Origin of the sequence: uncultured Jannaschia sp., from assembly GCF_947494025.1 — a bacterium.
Taxonomy (GTDB): Bacteria; Pseudomonadota; Alphaproteobacteria; order Rhodobacterales; family Rhodobacteraceae; genus Jannaschia.
The window spans coordinates 1-5,919 of sequence record NZ_CANLTQ010000059.1; the positions used below are offsets into that span (position 1 = coordinate 1).

Here is a 5,919-nt window from a genome sequence, read left to right on the forward strand (position 1 = left end):
CCGAGATCAAAGCCATCCGCTGAAGAAAGGCGGGAAAGGGAGAAGTCATGCCCGCGGCTGCTTTGCGCAACATCGCCGACGGGCTATGGACTTTATCGGCAAGTGCGGGCGTTCGGGTTCGAGTGTTCGGTCGTTGCGCCCTCGCTGATCCCCGTGCGCGCGGGAGACCGGGTCAAGACCGATCGTTTGGCCGGGACACGTGGCCCGAGTGATTATGCGGCGAGCTGCTTGCGAAGCGCTTCGATTTTTTTGGTATGTTCGGCACGTAAGCAGGTTCCGGCGTGGCTCGGGAGCCAGTCGTATGCCTGGATGGGATCGAGACGTTTCATGTGCTGGCACTCGCCGACGAGAGTGAGCGTTTCATGTGCGGACATCTCGCGCCAGTTGCAGAGTGCGACAATCGCGGCGTGAACTTCAAGCCGTTCCAGAAACTCTTCCGCCGCCGTTTATGTCGCGTCCTCCATCCTCATCGCGGGCGGGTCACCACCGAGTCTAGTGAAAGCCAGTTGGCGACACGAGAAGACGATGAACTGCTGCTCCAGCGCCACGCGGTTCAGGCCGACTGCTACTTCGCGCGTCGCGCAAGCCCGTTCCGGATAGTCTTGATCTCATCTTCAAGTTGCGGGCCACGGTAGACAAACGAAGTTTCATGCCGTGCGTATTGCCCTTTCCTATCCGCGCTTAGCCAGTTGAATGACCCAGCACAGAGAAGCGCGGTGTCGACGGTCACGATCTTGCTGTGGAGTTTTGAAACTCGATACACCGCGACACCGATCGCGGAAAGCCTGCGTTCCACGGCTTCCATCTGGCTCAGCCCACCTGCCGCCGGGCCGGTGTTCAGCAGAGGGTCGGCAAAGACTTGGATGTCTGCACCACGCTGGCGAGCGGACGCCATTGCGTCCAACAGGCCGGTCCGCTCGATCGTTCCGGCAACGACCCAAGGGCTTACGATCATGTATCTCCGCCCCTCACCCCTTAATGCGCTCAAGAGGAAGGCATCGTGCTCGTCAGAGTGTTGAAGCATCTCGATTTGAGAGTCGCCGCGGGTCAGGTCCTCGCGCGGTTCCATGGCAAAATCCAACGCCTTGCCCTTCGCCGCAAGGAACTCGGACAGCAATGCGCGAGGTGAACCGCTGCGGGCCGTGGCCAGGATGTCCATATCGCCGAAGACGAGGCAGCTATCCTTGGCCCGCGACACTGTCACGTTCAACATGCTGGACGAGGCGTCGATGAAATCGCCATCCGCGTGTTTGGAATAGACCGTCGAGAAGATCACCAGGGGCCGTTCGGCCCCTTGCAGCGCGTGCACGGTGCCGATGGTCATGCCTTCACTACCGGCCACGGTTATGCCGCGCGCGGTGCAGGCCTCCCGAATGGCGCGCACTTGCTGGCCAAAGGGCGTGACGACGCCGACAATCTGCTCAAGCGGGCCGCTGTAACGGCCTTCCAGAAGCGCACGGTTTTCCTCCAGCCATGCGGCGATTGTGCGGGCCTCGACCGGGTTGGCGCGGCTGCCGCCGTTGGAAAAAGCGCGACCTTCGACGTGCAGATACCCCAGCGCGGGAAGAGGCGCATCCGCCGGTGCGGGGCCGCGCATCGGGCGCAGTTTGCCCTTGTAGCATAGGGCATTGCTGAAGCCGATGATCTCATCATGGCAGCGGCGGTGTTCAAACAGGTAGAGCCCGCGATCCAGCTCGGGCCAGGGCGCGACCTTGCAGGCTTGCTGCGCAAGTCGCATGGCGCTGCCGTCGGTGGATCGGATGCCGCTCGCGGCCAACTGATCGGGCACCTCCTCGTCGTCGATCAACCCGCTGTCCTTGAGGTTGCCAATATCGACAGGGCCGGGCACGGTGGAGATCGGCTCGATCTGCTGTGTGTCGCCGATAACCAGCGCGCGTTTGGCCAGGGCGAAAGAGGCGCCAGCCACTTCGGGCAGGACCTGCCCGGCTTCGTCGACGATCAGCAGGTCGATGAAGTTGTAAAGGCCCTCGGTCGCGAACTTGCCGCTTTGGTAGCGGCTGCACGACAACTTTCCCGGCAGGCTGGCAAAGGTGGCCACGGCGCAGGGCGTCAGCATCATGCGACGTTGCCAGCGTGGTTCGACGGCCGTTCGCCCGGTCTTGTCATGCGACGTGGTGATGATGCCGAGATCGGCCTCCATCGCCATCAGCCACCGCCCTTCCCAGTAGTGGGTCGCGAGCAGAAACAAATCAAAACGGGTCCCGAGGTCAGCCTGACGCTCCAGCGTGTCCGGGTCATCCGAGCCTCCGAAGGCCTCGGCCGCCCTGCGCCAAGCCAACTCGCTGACCGAAGCCCGTTTCCTCAGGTCCTCTGCGCGGGCCAAGAGCTGTTTGGCAGAGGCAAGGCGCTGCTGCCCCTGTATCAGGGCATCTGCGATCCGCTTTTCGATATCCTTGACACGGGTCATGTCCTGCAACCCGTCCAGTCGATCGGCTATGGCGAGCCGCGCCCGCAGCGCGCGCTTGCGCTGGACCGAAGACAGGAATCCGAAAAGGCCAGCAAGCCAGGATTCCGAGGTAAGGTAATGATCCAATGCCGCGCGGGCGCCGGCCAGTCGATCCGCTTCTTCCTGGGTTGCCCGGAGCGTATCCACACGCCGTGCCTCCTCTGCGCCCGGATCTTTACCCAGCTCGGACAGGAGGGCGGCGGCGCAGGTTCTTCGTCGGTCCAATGCCATGTCGAGCTGTCGAAGCGTATTGACCTCTGCGATCATCCGATCCCGAAGCTTCGCGACAAACCCAGCGACGTCTTCGCTATTTGCATTTGGGAACGCCCTTCCCGCAGCTTCCAGCCAAGCGACCCGCGCGCGCTCGACATAGGCCACGGATTCATACTCCGCTTGGAAGGCCTCTGTCTGATAGCGCTGCGCGGCCTCCATGCGCCGGGAATGCGACGGCAGAAACATTCCGAAGCTCTTGATGTCCGGCAACCAGCGCCCGGCAAACACGCCGTCGCCCACTGCGAAATCCTTGCCAAAGGCGTCGATGATGTTGGTGACCGCCTGATTGTTGGACGATGCCGCGACGATCACAGGCGGCTCGCGCCCGTCGAGCGCAGCCTTTACCCAGAGCCCCGCTACAGCGGAGAGCAACATCGTCGTCTTGCCGGTCCCGGGCGGGCCGTTCACCGCGATCACCTCGCCGGGTTCCGAAGCGTCGAGCCAAGCCAGGACCTGCCGTTGTTGTTCGGCAAGGGGGAAGTGCGGGTTCGAATGCCCAAGGCGTCGAGAAAACTCCCCCTCGATGCCGTGATCCATCGCGATTTCATGGCGGTGGGGCAACGCAATCTGGCGTAGAAGCGGCGTGTCCGGTTCATTGGCCAGCAGGCTGTCGTAGAGATCCAGCATCCCGCGCACTGTTGCATCCGCGCCTTCCGATACCTCGATGAAACCGCTTCCGGTCGGCAAATATTCCGTCTCGCCAGAGGGCCAGCCCGGCACCAGGGCGTCGATCATCTGACGGCAATGCTGGAGGTAGTCCTGCCAGCCGTCGGCCGTCGTCATTTCGGGAAGGGGCGTCGTCGTGAGGAAATCGTCGAGCGCCTCCACCGATCCGAGGCTAAAGGCACCCCGGGGCAAGGGCGTCAGCACATCGCGCGCAATGGCGTTGCGCGTCGGCACGATCCGTCCCGCTCGATCCAAGAAGCCCTCGGTGACCACGGGTGCAACGATCGCTGGCATCCCATCGGCGCGCGACGCGGCATGTGAGGCTTTGCGTGCGGTCACTAAGGGCCAGAAGCGAACTGAGACCGTTCCATTGCCGTCCTTCCCCCGGAACAGCGTGTGGACCAGCTGCTTGGGAAGACTACCCGTTTTGAGCGCGTCATTCGGGAGATCCAAGAATCTCTTTCGATCCGCAGCTCGGAACGTCCCTTCGCCAAGCGCGCCATCCGCCAGAGATGTCCGCCAATATCGCAGGACGTTGGATAGTGTTGCGGCCATGCGGGGATCACCGTGGGGCTATTGCGGACAGAAAACTGAGCAAGCTCTATGGCTTGGTCAGAGATTTCCTGATTAGTGACCTCTTGAAGATGGGAGGGCAAGTGTTGGCCTTCCAGTCTCCGGCCCGTCGGCGCGCGGCTTTGCTCTGTAGCTTCGAAGGTCCTCTCCGTGCCGAAGTGCTGCCGCTCAACTGCTTCAGATGCCGCACGATGCACCAATGGCCGGTTCGTTGCCGCTGCGTTGCAGCGCCGACTCAATCGAAAAGAGTCCGGAATGGTGAAGGATTTTCGATGAGGGCCGCGGTGTGATTGTGGGGCTTGGTGCGTGGCCGGCCCGCGTTGGAAATCCTCCCAAGGTGGAAGCCGCGGGGCCGGGTGGTGACTATGGGGAAAGCGCGGTGCCGGATGGTTCTGCGGGTTCGACCGGAGCTGTGCCGGAGGGGCCGCGGGGCTTCGCCGTGCTCGCTGGGAGGCAAGGGTCTGGCGGACTCGTTGGGGATGGAGCCTGCTCTGGCGCATTGATGTCGGGATCTGATGTTAGGGACGCACCTGGTCGGGATCGAGAGCAAGCGCAACGAAACCTTCCGGCCGAGGAAGACGGAACCCAGCTTCTCCGCTATCACCGACCCGTCAGCGAGCCGCCGCGGAGCTTGGAGACTGCGGCACGCGCGTTGTCGGTGGCTTCCGCGAAGGAGAACCCGAATTCCGACGGATCGAAAGAGGCCTCGGCAATCGCCTCGATGACATCGAAGATGTCTGTCGGGTTCATGGTCTCACTCAACTACTCGTCTTCAGAATGGATATTGCCCGCGGCGCAGTTGGTCTCAGAATACGTCTCATGTTGCCGAGGTCTGGTCGAGGGCGGCCAGGTCGATCGCCCTGTCGGCATGCTCGGTATCGGCGAGGCCTCGGAGAAACCGGCGATCGGCTGTGATCAACTTGCGGTCCAACCGCTCCGCGAGGGCCAGATAGACGCAGTCGTAGACCGGATGCCGGAGTTCGAGCGCGAGCTTCAAGGCTCGGCGCTCCAGGATCTCATCGGCATCGACGATCGTGACCGGTGCGGTCTGTAGCAAGAGAAAAAGCTCGAGCGCATGGGCGTTGGATAGCGCCTTTCGCGCCGCGATGGTGCGGAGCACGTTCGCGGCTTCGATCCGGAGGAGAGCAGGCGCAACCATGTCCGACCCGCGGAGGAGGTCAGCCTTGTCGCTGCCTTCTTCGTCGATGATCCACTTGATCGCGACAGACGTGTCGATGACAAGGCCCTGTCCGACTGTCATCGCGCCCTGTCTCGACCCCGATCGTCGCGCAGGATCTCGATCGTGGAGGGCGCGCCAGGCTTGAGTTTCACGCGGCGTGCCCGGGCCTCGGAGAAGAAGTCGGGGTTCTGCCCGGGGCGCAGCACCTCCTCCAGGATTTTGCGGTGCTCGGCCTCGGTCGAACGTCCGGATCTCATCGCTCGCTCCTTCAGAGCGGCTGCAATAGCATCGTCGACGTTCCGGACCGTGAGCTGTGCCATGATATCCTCAACACTTTGGCCCGCAAAATGCCTTCATTGTGAAGGCGGCACAAATGAATTGTCTGACGACAGCTTTTGGCATCCCGGGTCATGCATTGAAGCGGCTGCGCGTGAACCACCTTGTAACCTTCCACGAGCTCGCCAGGGTGCCCCATCGGCGCAGCAGGCGCTGGACGAAATGGCCCCGCTATCATGATACCGATCCTGACAAAGAAGAAACTTTCAATGCATGCCAGCAACACGTTCCCGAGGACAAAAGCGGCTCAGGATTGGCTTGCGCGCACTCTAAAAACCCGCGAACCGCTATTGATGTTCTTCATGACGACGTGCGGGGTTTTAGCTCCACGTGTTCGACCCACGGACGGCATTGTTGCAGAACTCTGACTTCGGACGATTCACATGGTGAATCCATGCGGTTAGGCGGGACGCATGAGCAAGCC

4 protein-coding genes and 1 pseudogene are annotated in these 5,919 nt (G+C 62.2%); 1 reads left to right on the top strand and 4 read right to left on the bottom strand.

Annotated elements, in window-relative coordinates; all coding sequences use genetic code 11:
* Positions 1-75 precede the first annotated feature (75 nt).
* Positions 76-186, top strand: a pseudogene (locus tag Q1B08_RS20555) (IS110 family transposase); the annotation flags it as partial.
* 379 nt (positions 187-565) lie between these two features.
* Here Q1B08_RS20555 and Q1B08_RS20560 read toward each other — a convergent pair.
* The 4 genes from Q1B08_RS20560 to Q1B08_RS20575 form a co-directional block, all read right to left on the bottom strand.
* Positions 566-3,859, bottom strand: a complete 3,294-nt coding sequence (locus Q1B08_RS20560; RefSeq protein WP_299823009.1) for an AAA domain-containing protein — start codon at positions 3,857-3,859, stop codon at positions 566-568.
* Positions 3,860-4,579: 720 nt separating this feature from the next.
* Positions 4,580-4,729 carry a hypothetical protein gene (locus Q1B08_RS20565; protein ID WP_299823011.1) on the bottom strand — a complete coding sequence of 50 codons (150 nt, stop codon included), beginning with the start codon at positions 4,727-4,729 and terminating at the stop codon, positions 4,580-4,582.
* A gap of 67 nt (positions 4,730-4,796) precedes the next feature.
* Positions 4,797-5,240, bottom strand: a complete 444-nt coding sequence (locus Q1B08_RS20570) for a type II toxin-antitoxin system VapC family toxin (protein ID WP_299823014.1) — start codon at positions 5,238-5,240, stop codon at positions 4,797-4,799.
* A complete protein-coding gene (locus Q1B08_RS20575; protein WP_299823016.1) occupies positions 5,237-5,416 on the bottom strand; it encodes a hypothetical protein in 180 nt (59 codons plus the stop codon). The genes Q1B08_RS20570 and Q1B08_RS20575 overlap by 4 nt, the downstream gene beginning before the upstream one ends.
* Positions 5,417-5,919: the final 503 nt, after the last annotated feature.